At 49.8% G+C, this 15,953-nt stretch carries 10 protein-coding genes; 4 read left to right on the top strand and 6 right to left on the bottom strand.

All coding sequences use genetic code 11. The features are described 5' to 3' along the window. Positions 1 to 16 precede the first annotated feature (16 nt). The 3 genes from A37S_RS0109255 to A37S_RS0109245 all read right to left on the bottom strand — a co-directional run bounded on the left by A37S_RS0109255 (position 17) and on the right by A37S_RS0109245 (position 5,236). Entirely contained in the window at positions 17 to 1,939 is a 1,923-nt protein-coding gene (locus A37S_RS0109255) for a glycoside hydrolase family 88/105 protein (RefSeq protein ID WP_028296743.1), read from the bottom strand. Positions 1,940 to 1,960: 21 nt separating this feature from the next. Then, a complete protein-coding gene (locus A37S_RS0109250) occupies positions 1,961 to 3,574 on the bottom strand; it encodes a glycoside hydrolase family 28 protein (protein WP_036602006.1) in 1,614 nt (537 codons plus the stop codon). Between the two features lie 174 nt (positions 3,575 to 3,748). Next, the gene (locus A37S_RS0109245) at positions 3,749 to 5,236 is read right to left on the bottom strand and encodes a pectate lyase family protein (protein WP_157278539.1); all 1,488 of its coding nucleotides are present in this window, start codon (positions 5,234 to 5,236) and stop codon (positions 3,749 to 3,751) included. A 273-nt stretch (positions 5,237 to 5,509) separates the two neighbouring features. On the opposite strand from A37S_RS0109245, the gene A37S_RS24170 reads away from it, so the two are divergent. The 4 genes from A37S_RS24170 to A37S_RS24165 all read left to right on the top strand — a co-directional run bounded on the left by A37S_RS24170 (position 5,510) and on the right by A37S_RS24165 (position 10,748). After that, the gene (locus tag A37S_RS24170; protein WP_051292949.1) at positions 5,510 to 6,541 is read left to right on the top strand and encodes a pectinesterase family protein; all 1,032 of its coding nucleotides are present in this window, start codon (positions 5,510 to 5,512) and stop codon (positions 6,539 to 6,541) included. After that, positions 6,538 to 8,166: a glycoside hydrolase family 43 protein gene (locus A37S_RS0109235; RefSeq protein WP_028296740.1), complete on the top strand. Its 1,629-nt coding sequence runs from the start codon at positions 6,538 to 6,540 to the stop codon at positions 8,164 to 8,166. The genes A37S_RS24170 and A37S_RS0109235 overlap by 4 nt, the downstream gene beginning before the upstream one ends. A 48-nt stretch (positions 8,167 to 8,214) precedes the next feature. Beyond that, positions 8,215 to 9,123, top strand: coding sequence for an alpha/beta hydrolase (locus A37S_RS0109230; RefSeq protein WP_028296739.1), 909 nt, complete (start codon positions 8,215 to 8,217; stop codon positions 9,121 to 9,123). 128 nt (positions 9,124 to 9,251) lie between these two features. Beyond that, positions 9,252 to 10,748, top strand: coding sequence for a glycoside hydrolase family 28 protein (locus tag A37S_RS24165; RefSeq protein ID WP_084163834.1), 1,497 nt, complete (start codon positions 9,252 to 9,254; stop codon positions 10,746 to 10,748). 8 nt (positions 10,749 to 10,756) lie between these two features. Here the strand turns inward: A37S_RS24165 and A37S_RS27975 are convergent, their stop codons facing one another. Genes A37S_RS27975 through A37S_RS0109210 form a run of 3 tightly spaced genes read right to left on the bottom strand, consistent with a single transcriptional unit; the run spans position 10,757 to position 15,920 of the window. Continuing rightward, positions 10,757 to 12,403 carry a pectinesterase family protein gene (locus tag A37S_RS27975; RefSeq protein WP_036602003.1) on the bottom strand — a complete coding sequence of 549 codons (1,647 nt, stop codon included), beginning with the start codon at positions 12,401 to 12,403 and terminating at the stop codon, positions 10,757 to 10,759. Between the two features lie 31 nt (positions 12,404 to 12,434). Beyond that, positions 12,435 to 14,036 (bottom strand): DUF5123 domain-containing protein, encoded by a 1,602-nt coding sequence (locus A37S_RS0109215; RefSeq protein WP_028296738.1) that lies wholly within the window; start codon positions 14,034 to 14,036, stop codon positions 12,435 to 12,437. A 30-nt stretch (positions 14,037 to 14,066) separates the two neighbouring features. Beyond that, positions 14,067 to 15,920 carry a RagB/SusD family nutrient uptake outer membrane protein gene (locus A37S_RS0109210; protein ID WP_211229752.1) on the bottom strand — a complete coding sequence of 618 codons (1,854 nt, stop codon included), beginning with the start codon at positions 15,918 to 15,920 and terminating at the stop codon, positions 14,067 to 14,069. Positions 15,921 to 15,953 lie beyond the last annotated feature (33 nt).

Raw genomic sequence — 15,953 nt, 5'->3', positions numbered from 1 at the left:
GTACCACCATCTGCTATTACCTGGCATGTCTCAACAACCAAACTACCCAGTCATGCGCTGCTTGATAATTCTTTAAACTTGCTGGGAGCTTACGTCCATCCAAATATTCGTTATAAATCCAAGGATCTCCCAGTACGAACACTGCTCCTTTGCCGTACTTGGATACGGCCATCACCTCGGCATCTAAATGCTTCAATATCACCTTGGCGGGTTTGTGTACCGATAGCGTACTGATCTCTTTGATGTAGATGGGATACCAGCTTTTAAACACGTCTCCTTTGGAGGTGTACACCGTCCCTTGGGAGAAATCATCGTTTTTGACCATAAGCGCATTGTCCTTGTTGAAACTTATGCCAAAACGCGATGCCAGCTCATCGAACCTGTCCAACTCGCAATTGCCATTATCGTTTGCCAACAAGACCAGTACACCACCACGGCTAACCCAATCTACCAAGGTTTCCATTTCGGTTTCTTCGATAAAATTAGGCTGTTCGGTTTCCTTTTCCGTGTCGGGATCCACTATGATGTACACCGCAGCATTTTCCAGGTTTGCTTTCGTAGGCTTCTGGGCCAGGGAGTCGGTTTCGGCACCATAGCTGTTAAATAGGTATCCCAGCAATGAATATCCGCTATTTGCCCTATCCTCCCATGTGTAATGGTAGCGCACGTTACGACCGTCTGCTCCTTTTCTCCATTCGCGGTTATAATAGTAATCTAGGACGACCTTTTTCCCATTCCCGTATTTGGGCAGTTGCCGAAGTTCCATTTCCGAAGCACAGAGGATAAATGCGCCGATACCCTTTGGGTCATTTTGGATGACAGGCTCGCTTATATAGTAATCAAACGAACCATCTCTATAGTTTTTTTCCCCGCCTAGGCCAGATACCGCTACGGTGCCTTTCAGGTTGTAGTGGTCATCGGCATCAACGTAAACAAATTGCCGGATGATGGAACGGTAACCTTTTTTTATTGCGGCGTCGTACCTATCATCTATATATCCCAACCGTTGCGCCTTGGCCAGTGCATAGACGATCATTGCCGAAGCCGAAGATTCCGGATAATTTCCTTCCCGTTCGGGCATATCCAATACCTGGTACCACAGACCGTCTTTGTATTGAACAGCCGCTATGGCCGAAGCCCAGCGTGCAGCCACGGCTATCAACGTGTCCCTTTTGGGGTGATCGTGAGGAAAATAATCCAACGCGTCTACCAGGGCCATGCCAAACCATCCCATGGACCTGCCCCAGAAATTGGGCGACCGGCCCGTTTGAGGATCTGCCCACTTCTGCTGCCTAGATTCGTCCCAACCATGGTACAGCAGACCGCTCTTTTCGTCCACGGCATGCTTTTCCATGAGCGTAAACTGCTTTACCACGTCGTCGTATATGCTATCTTCACCAAAAAGCTGGGCATATTCGGCGTAGAAAGGCTGCGCCATGTATAGGCCGTCCAACCACATCTGGTGCTCATATATTTCCTTGTGCCAAAAGCCCCCCTCTCGCGTGCGCGGATGCTCGCGCAATTGCTTTCTCAACTGCTGCACGGCCAAGAGGTATTTTTTCTTTCCCGTGACGCGATAGAGCGTGAGCAATACCTTACCGTTGTTCACGTAATCGATATTGAAAGCCTTGGGATCATAGCCCTTTATCTCCCCATTTTCCTGCACATAGTGGTCCATCATGGACTGCATGTAGAAAAACCATTTGCTGTTGCCATCGGCCAGCCCCACCTGTTCCATTCCTTTGAGTATAACGCCCAGATCGTAGCTCCATTTGGCCTTGCCCCCATCCAGGGCAAAGCTGTCTGGCCATAAGGTCATCGCTCGTTCGGACAAGAGCTCACTGTATCGAAGTTTATCCTGTGCCACACCCCTGACGCAAAGCATCAGGAGCGATAGTATCCATATGCCAAATAAGCCTAAATTTGCCTTTCCTTTCATGTGCCTGCCTTTTTCATTGTGCTATTTACTGCTATTTATTGCACCATTGGGAGCGCCATAATCTGTCTTGACCTTATCGGCATATACATCCAAATTACGGAGGACGATACCCTGGCTGCGCTCTCCCTGCACATGCACGAGGTACGCTACCGGGCTTGGAGATCGAACCTTGTCGAATACTACATGGTCGCTGTTCAACAGGTAAATCAAATTATCCTTGGACTTTATCTCAAAATAGCTATCACGGATCACGATGTTGGAAGCTTCCTGAATATCGAGCCCTTCCTCTGCCTTGATGTACAATTTCTCTGCGGTGATATTCTTCACGTGCATCTCGGGTACGCCACGCACGAAAAACGCCTTTTGTGCACCATCGCAAAAAATATCGTAGAGGTAAAAGTTTTTGAACTGCGGCGTGGCATCGGTCACAGGAAGTGTTTGCACTTTGGGAGGAGTACGTCCTTCCCCTTCCAGAGGAAGCGGGTCTTTGGCCTCATAGTACATATCGAACAATATGGCCTCGCCGGGAATGTCCTTCATATAGATATTCTTGATGTAAATATCCTCTACGATACCGCCCCTTCCCCGAGCGGTTTTGAAACGAAGACCTATGTCGGTACCCAAGAACGTACAGTTGGACACGTACAAGTTTTTCACGCCTCCGCTCATTTCGCTTCCTATGACTACTCCGCCATGCCCATGATATACCGTATTGTTCCTTATCCACACGTTTTCGGTAGGCATAGCCCTTTTCCGCCCTGCTTCATTCTTCCCGCTCTTGATACATATGGCATCATCGCCCACATCGAACTGGCTGTTCTCCACCAGTACATTCCTGCACGATTCGATGTCGATACCATCGCCATTCTGGGAGTACCACGGATTGCGGACATTGACGTTGCGCACCACGATATCCTCGCTCATTAGGGGATGGATATTCCAGGCCGGTGAGTTCTGAAAGGTAACCCCTTCCAATAATAGCTGCTTACAGCTTTCCAAAAGAATGAGATTGGGCCTCAAGAAATCCTTTATTTCTTGGTAAAACTCCTGATTTTTATCATTGCTTAGCTCGCCAGGGTCTTGGTATTTCGATCCCTTCAGCGAACTTTCCGAGGGATACCAGGTATCCTTTTTCTCATTGAGCACACCGCCCTTTGCCACCAATTTCTTCCATTGCGACTCGGTCAATTTCCCTTTTTTCACCATTCGCCAGGCATCTCCGTTACCATCGATGATGCCTTTGCCCGTGATGGCGATATTTTGTGCGCCTTTCGCCCATATGGGCGACTGGTTGCGCATCTGTTCAATACCCTCCCAGCTGGTAGCCACCAGCGGGTACTGGTCAAAGTCGTCCGTGAACTGCAACAGGGCATTTTCTGCCAAATGCAAATTGACATTGCTTTTCAGCACGATGGGGCCCGTAAACCACAATCCGGCAGGCACAAGTACCACGCCTCCTCCTTGCTGATGGCATGCATCAATGGCCTGTTGAATGCCTTGGGTGTTCAATAGTCCAATCTTTGCACCATATCCCTGAATATCAAATGTATCCTTTGGAAAGGATGTTTCTTGTATATTAACCACCGGGAACTCGGGAAAAGACTGTGCCCTTGCCGTGCCCATTCCTACCAACATACCCAAAATCCAATACCATTTGTTTCTTCTCTTCACGTTATCCTTTATTTATAATTTTAGCTATACAATGTTAGTTCTATATTTGGGGGATACAAAGATTGACTCCCATGAAAGTATGCAATCGTTGTCGGCAACGTTTGCGATTTCGGAAGACTCCCGCAATTTTTCCAGCCCTCACTTCCTTGCCATAATATCCGCTACCAAACTGTTCAAGTAGACTTCCACGTTGGAATACACCTTACTCAATTGATGTCCCGCCGCATCGTTACTATTTGGGTTGAGGCCGTTGGCCTGCTCCCACTCATCGGGTATGCCGTCGCCGTCGCTATCTTGTGGCACGGTACCTGCCTGCAACAAGGGCCATCCACCTACGTCCTCCTGACTATCAATGATACCGCTTTTGCTCCGTTCATCACCACTGGACCCCTCATAGGTAAATGTACCGTTCATCACTTCAGCGACAATCCGATTATCTACCGCATCCCTATGCAAGCGGGCTCCACTCCATTCCAGTACCAGGTCATAAGCCACGTTTGCCGCGTGCGTTTCCACATTGTCTTCAATGGGGAGGGCATTTGCCAACCGCATTCCTTGCTTATCGGCTTCGCTCACCGGTACGTAACGTGAATGAAACTGGTTGAAAACACCGTAACTCCAATTGTCATTACTGGGTTCGCTACTTCCTTCCACCACGTTGCCTGCAATATAGAACCTGCCCCAGGTATCATAGATAGGTGATGACGCATTACCGGCATACTTATCAGCGGCGAATAACCTATCACGCACACTGCTCCGAGTAGCTGGACCAGGTTTATAATAATTGTTCACGATATTGATGTTCATCGCTTCTGCGCCATAGGCACTATTGCTTCCCCAATTGTATATCACATTGTTACGATAGTCCACCAGATCGGTCAGGGCGTATGCACTACCCTCCCTTTCGCCAAAACGTGGGTTGCGGCTGTCGTGATGTGCAATAAGATTGTGATGAAAACTGGCGTGCTTGCCGCCCCAAATAGCTGCATAGCCATGCGCGCCTTTATCATGGGCAGAAAGACGCAGGCTTTCTGAAATGATACACCATTGCAGCGTGAAATTGTCATTATTGTAAAAAGAAACACATTCATCCGTAGACCAACTCATCGAACAGTGGTCTACAATGATGTCCTTGCGTTCATATCCGCCAAGGGCATCCCCCTCAACATTGGCCAAATCGCCCATACGAAACCGCATGAAGCGGATAATAATATTATCGGAGTTGACTATCACCGGATAATTCTGGACACATATCCCATCGCCGGGCGCACTCTGTCCTGCTATGGTCAAGTCGCTGTTTCGAATCACCAGATTTGAACTTAATTTGATATTTCCCGCAACCTCAAAAACGACTATCCGGGCACCGGTGGCTTCAACGGCCGCCCTTAAGCTACCAGGACCATTGTCATCCAGATTAGTAACCTTGATCACCCGGCCACCCCGGCCACCGGTAACCGCCCTACCAAAGCCCTCGGCACCCGGAAATGCCAAAGCTTCTTCATCGGGGAGCTCTGGACCACTCGGTTCCTCCGGTATATCGGAATTTATCTCCTCGCCTTTGGAACAGGCAAAAACCATGAACGACAAGAAAATCAATAGGCACAAATAGCATACTACTTTCATCATAATTTGGTATTTATCAATAATTTATTAATTGGCATCCCCCTATCTTTCCTTACGAAGACAGGAAAGACTTGAGGGTGCAATATTAGGCAACAGGACAGAAAGGTAGGCGAATTGTCTCCAATAAAGCTGCAATCGTTGCCGATAACGATTGCAGCGATTGTTTCGACACCTTCTTGCAACCGATTGCAAAAATACATTACCTTTACTGCCTCGGTAAGCTATACCAATGCACAATATAGTAATGCTGCACATGCGCTGCATAGGCCTACGATTATGACACATAAAGTACATTTTACTTATCCCATATGGATTTACCTATTGCTAGGATGGGCTCTTTACAGCCCGTCCGTATATGCAAAGACCCTTTATGTCGACCAAAGAGGAGGGGCCGATTACCGTACCATTCAGGAGGCTATCGATGCCGTGCGGGATCTTTCTCCGGAACGAGTGGTCATCTATATTGCCAAGGGACGTTACAACGAAAAAGTGTCCATCCCCAGTTGGAAAAGCAACATCACCCTGGTCGGCGAAGCACGTGATTCGACCATTATCGGATGGGATGATTACTCCGGCAAGCCGATGTCCAGTGACTCCAGCAGGAAATTCAGCACTTTTACTTCCTATACCTTATTGGTAGCGGGAAACGATGTCCAGTTGGCCAACCTCACCATCCTCAATGAGGCCGGCCGTGTGGGGCAGGCGGTGGCGCTGCACGTAGAGGGTGACAGGATCATGGTCTACAATTGCCGCATCCTTGGCAACCAGGATACGCTGCTCCCTGCTGCCGAGGGAAGTAGACAATACTATCTGGACTGTTATATCGAGGGCACCACGGATTTTATTTTCGGCCGGGCTACGGCTCTTTTTGACCGTTGTACCATCCATAGCCTTTCCAATTCCTACATCACGGCAGCGGCAACACCCCAGGCACAGGCCTTTGGCTTTGTCTTTCGAGAGTGCCGACTGACGGCTGCGCCCGAAGCCACCAAGGTATTCCTTGGAAGACCATGGAGACCATACGCCAAAACCGTATTCCTGAACTGCCAATTAGGCGCACATATCCGCCCAGAAGGCTGGGACAACTGGCGCAATACCGAGAATGAAAAAACGGCCTTTTATGCCGAATACAACAGTAAAGGGCCTGGCGCGATAGCAAGCAACAGGGTAAGTTGGAGTCACCAATTGGACAAAAAGGAAGCAAAAGCATATGTGCCCGCAAAGATCTTTGCGGGCGGCTCCAGATGGAGCCCCCCTAAAGGCAACTTGGCATTAGATTATAAACCTCAAGACAATACGACGAAATGAAGTTATTACCCCACTTATTTCTTTCCCTTGCTATCCCGTTCAGCTTGGCACAGGCCCAAGATCAGCCCTATGTTTCAAAGGTCTGGTCTCCCGATTTGGGCAGCGGCAAATATAAAAACCCAGTGATCGATGCGGACTACTCCGACCCGGATGTCATCCGTGTAGGCGAAGACTATTACCTCACGGCATCCAGTTTCGACGCCGTGCCCGGGCTTCCCATCCTGCATTCCAAGGATTTGGTCAACTGGACCATCATAGGCCATGCCCTCTTGCGTCAGCCTCCCTATGAGCACTTCTCCAAAACCCGCCCCGGCGATGGCGTGTGGGCTCCCTCGCTGCGCCATCACCAAGGTGAATTCTATATCTATTACGGCGATCCGGATTTCGGCATCTATATGATCAAATCCCAAGACCCCGCCGGGCCTTGGGACGAGCCCGTGCTGGTAGAGGCCGCCAAGGGCATCATTGACGTTTGTCCATTTTGGGACGAAGATGGGAGTGCCTACCTCGTGCACGGCTTTGCAGGCAGCCGGGCAGGTATCAAAAGCGTACTGGCCATCAAAAGGATGACGGCAGACGGCACGAAAACCTTGGATCAAGGGGTATTGGTCTATGACGGCCACGAACTGGACCCTACCGTGGAGGGCCCCAAGCTGTACAAGCGCAATGGCTATTACTACATCTTCGCCCCCGCTGGTGGAGTCGCCACCGGCTGGCAGCTCGCATTGCGCTCCAGGCACATCTATGGCCCTTATGAACGACATGTGGCCATGCACCAAGGGAGCAGCCCCATCAATGGCCCGCACCAAGGAGGCTGGGTAGACACGCCCCGTGGCGAAGATTGGTTCATGCACTTTCAGGACAAGGGCGTCATCGGCCGCGTGGTACATCTACAGCCCCTGCAATGGGTCGATGATTGGCCCGTCATCGGTAGGGCGCCCAAGGGCAGCATGACGGGAGAGCCCGTGCTCACCCATACAAAACCAAACATAGGCAAGAGCTATCCATCGGTAACCCCGGTGGAAAGCGATGAATTTGACGGCCTGGAACTCGGCAAGCAGTGGCAATGGCCCGCCAACCCACGGGCCACTTGGGCCTTTCTGGACAAAAGCAAGGGCAGCCTGCGACTCTATACGCAGCCTCTACCCGATGAAGGCAAGAACCTGCGCGACCTGCCCAATGTGCTGCTGCAAAAATTCCCCACCGAATCGTTCACGGCTACGACCCAGCTCCGTTTCACGGCCAACGAAAAGCTCCTCGGTGAACGGTCCGGACTGATAGTCATGGGACGTGACTATGCCTACATCGCCCTGAAAAAGGAAGACGATGGCCTTTATCTGGTCTATGGCCAAGCGCTAAAAGCAGATAAGGGCGCTACCGAGCAGGAAACAAAAATCAGGAAAGTAGACACCAATACCCTATACCTGCGCGTCAAGGTCACCTCAGATGCCAAGTGCCAGTTCAGCTACAGCATGGACAACCGGCAATTCACTCCCATCCCGCAAAGCTTCACTGCCAGAGAGGGCCATTGGATCGGTGCCAAGCTGGGGCTCTTCAGCCAAAGGGAAGGAAGCATAAACGATGCCGGCTGGGGCGACTACGATTGGTTCCGTATAAGCAAATAACCATCGATTCAAAAGATTCAATATATTGCATACCAATAGAATAACAGCGTGAAAAAAATAGTCGCATTACTATTCATCTGCATCCCATACGGACAGCCATTGGCACTAATGGCACAGGATCCCATTCCCAGGGACACCTCCTTTACCTTATCTGCTACCTTTCAGAAAGAGCGCCGATACCGGCCGTACATCGAGGTGGCTACCCAAGATCCAACAGGCATTGCCCTGTCCAATGACGTACCCTATAAAACCATCGGCGGTCGCACCCTGTCCGTAGACATCTATCGGCCCAGCGTAGATCCCGAGAAACAAGTGATCATCATGGTACATGGCGGCGGTTGGCGTTCGGGCGATAAATCGCAGAACAAGGATATGGCCGTTGCCATGGCAAAAAGGGGATATGCCGTATTTAGCCCCGAATACCGTCTGTCGTTGGAGGCTACCTACCCCGCGGCCGTAGACGATCTGAAGGATTTGATTAGCTGGATACGTGATAACGCCTCCCACTGGCAATTGGACAGCGCCAACATCGTCATCTTGGGCTGTTCTTCAGGAGGACAATTGGCCTCCCTTGTGGGGCTGACAAGCAAAAGCCATATCAATGCCATCGTAAACATAGATGGCATCATGGCCTTTAAACATCCCGAATCTGCCGAAGGGGAAATGGCAGCACAATGGCTTGGTGGCACCTATGAGGCAAGGCCGCAGACCTGGGAAGAGGCTTCTCCCCTCACGCACATCCATGCACACACCCCTCCCATGCTCTTCATCAACAGCTCTATTCCACGATTCCACGCTGGACGTGATGATGCCATCCGCCTTATGGACCAATGGGGCATCTACCATGAAACAAGAACCTTCGATGATGCTCCACATCCGTTTTGGTTTTTCCACCCTTGGTTTGACTCCATGATAGAGACGATTGTCAACTTCATAAATAGGCTTGACACCAAATAACCGCTTTCAATGCCCAAAGAAAAGGCAAAATCAAGCGATCTTACGGAAACGATTGCACAATTTTTGCCCTGATCAGCTAGAAACGATTGCGCTAATGACTACTTTTACAATAAGCCAATTCGTAACTTATGACTTACAACATAAAAATATACTTGGTTCCATTACTCCTCATCTCCGTTTGCTCTATGCTGATAGCCCAAGAGCGAGAGATTGCCCATTATATCCAAAAAGCTCCTTTTGATATGCCTGCGGTGCCCGAGCCCAATATTCCCCGTCGCCCATTTTCCATCACGGACTATGGTGCCATTGGCGATGGCAAGACCCTCAACACGGAGGCCTTTGCCAAGGCGATTGCCGCCTGTGAAGCTGCCGGTGGGGGCAGGCTTATCGTCCCCAAAGGCATCTGGCTTACGGGGCCGATCGAGATCAAGAGCAAGCTGGATTTCCATGTAGAAGAGGGAGCCACCGTCTTGTTTACCCCAGATAGGACACAATACCCGATGAGGGAATACAGCAAGGGCAAGTTTGACGTGACACCACCGCTTTGGGGCGATAACCTACAAGACGTGGCATTTACCGGCAAGGGGATATTCGATGGTTCAGGCGACGCCTGGCGCCCCGTCAAGAAATTCAAGGTAAGTGAGGCCCAGTGGGAAAATCTGGTAGCCTCTGGAGGTGTCCTTGGCGACGACGGCAAAGTTTGGTGGCCCAGCCAAGAGGCCATGGATGGGGTAGAATATGTCAAGCAACTGGAAAAGAAAGGCAATGCCACAGCTGAGGATTACCTGCCTGCGAGGGACTTTCTGCGCCCAAAGCTATTCACGCTATCCAAAGTGAAGAACCTGCTTATTGATGGCCCCACTTTTCTCAACTCACCCCATTTCTCCATCAATCCCAAGCAGATCACCAACCTCATCATCCGTAACGTCACCGTGTACAATCCCAGCTGGGCACAAAATGGCGATGCCATAGACATTAGTGCCTCCAAGAATGTCATCATCTACCATTGCAAGGTGAATGCCGGAGACGACGGCATCTGCATGAAATCGAGTGGTGATGCGACAGACGGCGAAGCCAAACTGGAAAATGCCATCATTGCCGAGTGTACGGTGAACGAGGGGCACGGCGGTTTTGTCATCGGCAGCAATACCGATGGCGGCATGCGCAATATCTATGTGAGCAACTGCACCTTTGACGGCACGGATATCGGTATCCGCGTGAAGAGCAATACTGGCAGGGGCGGCCTGGTGCGCCAGATCTACATAGAGGACATCCGCATGCCCAAGATCCTGAACGAGGCCATCCTCTTCGACACCTACTACAGCGATGCACCCGTTGGCAGCACGGACGAGACCAAGGCTGCCCAGCATACGGGACAGAAAATCCCGCACTTTACCGACTTCCACATCAAGAACGTGCAATGCACCGAAGCCAAGACAGCCATGCTGATCCGCGGCCTGCCGGAACAAAAAATCCACGACCTCTACTTTGAGAACGTAGAGATAAAGGCTGGGGAAGGTGTGGTAGGAGAACAGGCAGAGAACATATTTTTCAAGAACGTACGTGTCATAGCACCTAAACCCACCGTTAGCAAAACGATGGAAGCGGCCATTGTATATAAATGAAATGAATTCTAAAATTTCATGTCCCAGCCCGCCAAAACCTTTTCCTTGGCATACTTCCCAATTTCTGTAGGCGATAGTTGCGTGGACCATGGTACCCTGGTCGCTGAAGTGCCGGGACCATGGCTATTGTACTCAACATAATTTGCAGTCTGCTCGTTCGCGCTGTTTCCCCAATTGTCCCAACCCGCTGGCTTGATATGGCCCCCCAAGAAACAGTCAATAAAAGCGACGTGCCCGTAAGGCCGCCAAGGCCTACCCAGATAGACCGACTGCTCGGGGGCAGTTCCCTCCAACCGGCACTGATGGAACACATAGCCGTAGGGCCTATCCTGCGGCGTAGAAGCAGCCGTCACATATCCGGCAGACTTGCTGAATAGTATGCAATTTTCAAAATAGGCGGTAGCGGCACCAAATATAAAATCGACCGTCCCTTCGATGTAGCAGTCCCTGTAGTACTGCAAGCTTTGGTAGCGGGCATCGTCCTGTGGTCCCTTGGTATAGAGCGTGTCCTGAAAGCCCAAGAAACGGCAGTGCAGGAATGCTACCCGATTGCCCACGACGTTCACGGCAACCGCTTGCCCTACGGGGCCGGCACTGTTCTCGAAAGTGATGTTCTCCGCCACGAAATCATCGGCATAGATAAAAAAACTGGATGAACCCGTGGTACCAAATGGCTTGCCGTTCGACTCATCTACCTTGGATGCGTAATTGTCAAAGGTCAGCACCGTTGCATTCACATCTTCTCCGATCATCTTGACACGCTTTTTGGAAGCCGGTAGTACCAAGCGTTCCTTATAAATACCTTTCTTGATATAAATGGTATGTTCCTCCGGGCTATCGTCCGGAACAGCATCTATGGCCTGCTGCACAGAAGTAAAGTCACCGGTACCGTCCTGTGCTACCACCAGGGTGCTGCTCTGCTTGAGAAAAGCCACCAATGGTATACCATTGGACCTCAACCCATCTACTACAAGATCGGCAATGGCCTTTGCACCTGCCTCGTTGAGATGGGTATCATCCGCCACCCCTTCCGGATAATTTTTATCTCCCGGCTCCAAGTGCAGGAATAGCTCCTTCGAGGCATCTGCTCCCAATGAGGACAAAAACTCACTGGACATCGCTGTCATATCAATCAACGGGACGTCCAAGCTGTCGGCCACCTGTTTCATGGCCTTGGGGTAATCGCGATGGGTATCCTGCAACCGGCCATTGACGAAATTCCTTCTGGCAATGGGCGTAAGCAGGATGGGAAAAGCTCCTTTGTCACGAACCTGACCAATCATAAAGGAAAGATTGTACTGGTATTCGTGCAACGATGTCCCTACCTCGGGCTTATCCATTTTTTCGTCGTTGTGCCCAAACTGGATGAACACATAATCCCCTTGCTTCAAATTTTCGCACACATATTGCCACCTTCCCTCATCAATGAAGGACTTGGTACTACGACCGTTCATGGCCTTGTTTTCTACCCGCACCCGATCATCAAAATAATTCGCAAAAGGCACACCCCAACCTGTTTCGGGATATTTGTTGGCGGCCTTGATGGCCATGGTAGAGTCGCCCACCACCCACACAACGAGCTTGGCCCTTTGCCCAAGGGACAAAAGGCCAAGAACCGACAATATGAATCCAACTATTTTCAGTTTACTTATCATATAATAGGCTTTTTATCAAAAAACCACGCCATTACTGGCGCCAACGTGGATCACCTGCTGTATTCCGTCCAGGAAATGCCTGATCGATAATAGTAAAATCGCCATTTGCAGGATTGCTGAATAACTCGTTGGATGCCCGACCATAGATGATCAATCCCGAAAGCGGATTACTACCCGCAACAAAATCGGACGTCGCATAGTTGTTGCTAGCGCTAATGGCCCCACCGTTGACGCGAATCATCTGTGATGCCGTACCGGCAGCATAGTGCGGACCAAAGATGTTGTCACGAATCGTATAACCCTCTGTAGAAACTACGGAATTGAAGTCCATCAGTACATTGCTTCCGCTAGGAGCGGCGTAGATGGTATTGGATTCAATGACCACCGAAGTCGCTGCACTTCCCTGATTTTGTATGAAGCGCTCCATCCTATAGAAAGTACTATTGGCAATGCGCATCTTGTCTATCCGAGCGCTCGTTCCCTGCACACGGACAAACGAGAAATCGGAAATCTCGCTGACCCGGGCGGCCTCAACGGAAAGTTCCGCCAAAGTAGCAGCCACATTGGCCAGGCGAACGCCTCCCCTAAACCCACGAATATCAATATTCGTTAGCGTCAGTTCATCCAATTGAGAGGCATATTGCATATAAAACAGGTAATTGCTCGTGGTATTGCCGCCATTGCCCACTACTTCCACGTCTTCCATACGGACAAACGCAACGGAAGAGCCATTGCCCAAGACAAGCTGACCGGAAATGCTAATGATTGCTTTTCCTTCGCTGAAGTCTTCATCGTCAGACATGATGGTGACGGACTTGGTCAAGTTTACGGTGCTACCAATGTCATAGGTGACGCCACGTTTCAACTTAATGATACTTCCTGCAGGAAGTGAGGGGTCTATCAAGGTATCACGTAGCACATTGGGTCTATCCAAGAAAGTGGTAAGGTCGATAATGGTACCATCCAAGGCCTCTCTGGTGGTCACTTCCAATTGTCCTTTCTGTAGCTGATCTTCAAAGATCGTAAAGCGATACGTGGTAGCCGCGTCCAGTTCCGTGAAACGATATGATTCCTCGGCCAGATCCTCTTGTGTCAAATTATAAGTAGTTACTTCCTCATAGGTACCATTGGCGTTTCGTTTCTCCGCTTTGATGGTCGTAAGGCTTGTAGATGTTCTCCATCTAAGCAATACGGAACCAGGCGTAACATCCGTTGCCATATTGATAGGCAAGAAATACTGTTCTCCAATGACCCGAAAACGGCTACTGTGCAACCAATTGGAACTAGCACTCTGGTTATTACCCTCCGTCCTGACACGAGCATAGTAATACTGGCCGACGACAATATCCTCGCCCGTAAAGCGAATACCCGTGGTATCCGTGCTGCGAGTCAGGTGAATATCGCCCTCATCTACAAAGAGGCTATCTATCGATACCTGCACCTCATAGGTATCATCTACGGTGTTCAATGCTCTTCCCCATGTGAGTAGGGCCTCCAGCTCGCCGCTGGTGGCACTGATTGTCCCGGACGGCATGAACAGGCGATCCGGATTAAATGCATGATCAAGGTCATTCTTGCAGGATGACATCATCCCCACAAATGCCGTTAATATCAAAATATAGTTATTGCGCATGGTCAAAGTCTTTAATTTTCACGAATAAGTTTAGTAACCATAATCTTGAGTCAGGTTATAGTTTTGACTCACGATCTCACTATAAATAGGCAACAGCTCGCTCTTGTTGGGTTGAAAACCTATGGCAAATCCGCGCGATGGCCCCGTGATAAGGTCCTCGTTGACACCAAGTGACCAGCTTACCCTGGAATAGCCCGTAGGGGTACTGGTAGGACCTGGCGTAAACAGTACCTGATTGATGTTGCCGCCGTATAGATCGAGACTAGCCACCTCATCATCTGTAGAAGAGGCATTCTGAAATGCCGTGGGCCTATAATACACGTATTGTGGCACATTGCTATATTGACCTTCCCTATTCATGAACTGCCTCAATTTGTTGCGGGTTTCATCTATCATGCTACCCAGCAGGTTCCAACGGATCAAATCGTACTTACGAATACCCTCGTCGGCAAATTCCAACATCCGTTCCCGATTGATGGCATTGAAAAATCCCGTATAATCTGATGGGGCGGGGCTCAAATCCGACCGTTCCACGCCAAAGGCCCTGGCCCGAACCTCGTCATAGGCTTCGATAGCTTGTGCCGAAGGCCCCCCGTTCAATTCGTTGTCCGCTTCAGCAAACAGCAATAGTATATCGGAATACCTGATCATGGGCCAATCTACACCAAGGCTCTGGGAAGCGTCGCGCACATTGGTCCAATATTTCCTGAATTTACCGTCCCTGAGGTTGTTGGAGGCCTGAAAGGTCTTCCGGTCTTGATCATCTATCTCAAAGAAAGCCAATGTAACGTCGCGTCTTTGGTCATTGGGTTCATATTCATAAAAGAAAGTGACGTTGGCCACGGTTCCCCCATTTGCCTGGCCATAACTTGAATTGGTATTGATCCGTATACCATTGGCATAACCCAGCTTACTATCTGTACGGGAGCCCCCACCAAAAGCACCCACACGGAAAATCACCTCATTGGTATTGTCTAGATTGCCTCCGGAATGCAGGAAACGGAACACGTTTTCGAACACCGGATTCAGACGATGCCCACCATGTTCGATAATAGACAGACATTCGTCGTGGGCCATTTGGTAATATTGGAGGTAATCTTCCCTCCTTTGCATGGTATTACCATCTCTCCTCAAGGAATATCCTCCACGGGCCAAGGCCAAACGGGCACGAATAGCTTTTACAGCTTCTTTCGTCAGTCGCGAGGATGGGTTGCCCGACTCACTCTGCCAAGGCACCAGTTCGCTGGCACGGGCCAGATCTTCCAGCACCTTGTCGTAAATCACGTCCTTGTCTTCTTTGGGCAGAAACAGGTCAGGCGTATATGATGCGGGCTCGAAAGGTGCCGGCACATCGCCCCAATTACGGATCAATTCGTGGAAAAACCACGCCCTCAATGTCAGCGCCTCCCCTAGATAAGTGTTCATCAACTCTTGCTCCGATGCGCTTCCCGTTCTAAACACTTCTGATTCAGGGATGAATCTGATACACATATTGGCCCGTTCTATGCCCTCGTACAATTGGTTGAAAGGGTTATTCAACTCTGTATTCTGCGGGCTGGCCATATAACCTCCTACTCCACGCCTATCCAATGGGTTGTAGTCGCCCCCCACTCGAAAATCTTCCGTAGAAAAGGGATAGATAATGGAAAGTCTACTTCCATAGGCATCATCCCCCATCAGCCTATTATAGACACCCGTCAATGCCGAAAAAGTATATGAAGTACTATTGAACACACGTGCATCGGATATGGTAGAGGGGTTGTCTATCTCGAGATAGTCCTTGCAACCGCTCATCCCCATAACAACCAGCACACACATACAAAAGACGTATTTGCCTCCTGATTGAAAGAGACGGTATTTTGATTTATAGTTTAATACGCTCATGATATAATATTTTAGTATCATTCAAATTTCTTT

Origin of the sequence: Olivibacter sitiensis DSM 17696 (genome assembly GCF_000427965.1) — a bacterium.
Lineage (GTDB): Bacteria > Bacteroidota > Bacteroidia > Sphingobacteriales > Sphingobacteriaceae > Olivibacter > Olivibacter sitiensis.
The sequence above is the reverse complement of the archived record's forward strand: the minus strand, read 5'-3'. Positions and strand labels throughout refer to the sequence as shown.